At 70.3% G+C, this 944-nt stretch carries 1 protein-coding gene; it reads right to left on the bottom strand.

From position 1 onward, the window contains the following. The coding region (locus sphsw_RS12185) for an MFS transporter (protein ID WP_031440855.1) at positions 1 to 944 on the bottom strand (944 nt) is incomplete at both ends.

Genomic DNA, 944 nt, shown 5'->3' with positions numbered 1-944 from the left:
CCCCGAGCCGCAGAGCGCCATCCGCCAGGCGATGGCGAAATAGCTCGGATCGGCGGGCATGAACGCGAGCAGCAAGAGCGCGGCGATCGAGACGGCCATGCCGATGCCGCCGAGCAGCCCGGCGGGATAGCGATCGGACAGCCATCCCGACAGCGGCGCCACGACCATGTTCGCGAGCGGCCATGGCGCGATCGCCGCACCGACCTCGGCCGCGGAAAAGCCGTAAGCCTGGGTCAGCCGGAACGGCGTCGACAACAGCAGCGTCATCTGCGCGATGAACGCGGTGTAGGCGCCGATCGCGGACAGCGCGAGGACGGGGCGGGCGAGCAGGTCGATCGGCAAGATCGGCTTGGTCTCGCCGCGCTCGCGCCGCACGAAGACCCAGCCGATCGCCACCCCGGTCAGCACGATCGCCGCCGAGACGACCGGGCTGTCGCCGTGCACCGCGGTCTCCGACCCGCCGATGACGAGCCCGATCATCGCCGCGCACATGACCGCGCCGAGCACGTCGAACGGTTCGCTCCGCGGGCTTGGATCGGGCAGGGCGCGCCCGAGGATCAGGCTGAGGATCGCGAACGGCACCGCGCTGGCGAAGACCCAGGGCCAGGGCGCGACCGCGAGGACCAGCCCGCCTAGCGTCGGCGCGAGCGCGGCCGAACTCGACACCACCACCGAATTGATCCCGAGCCCGCGGCCGAGCTGCTTGGCGGGATAGATCGAGCGGATCAGCGCGGACGAGACGCTGAGCGCGGCCGCCGCGCCGAGCGCCTGTGCGGCGCGGACGACGAGCAGGAAGGGCAGGCTCTTGGCAAAGAAGCAGAGCAGGGTCGCGACGGTGAAGACGAGCTGGCCATATTGATACATGCGCTTCAGCCCGATCCGGTCGCCGAGCCCCGAAAAGGGGAGCAGCGCCATCGCCAGGATCAGCTGATAGACGGTGACGA

Source organism: Sphingomonas sp. FUKUSWIS1, assembly GCF_000733135.1.
Taxonomy (GTDB): Bacteria; Pseudomonadota; Alphaproteobacteria; order Sphingomonadales; family Sphingomonadaceae; genus Sphingomonas; species Sphingomonas aerolata.
This window is presented reverse-complemented; position numbering and strand designations above follow the sequence as displayed.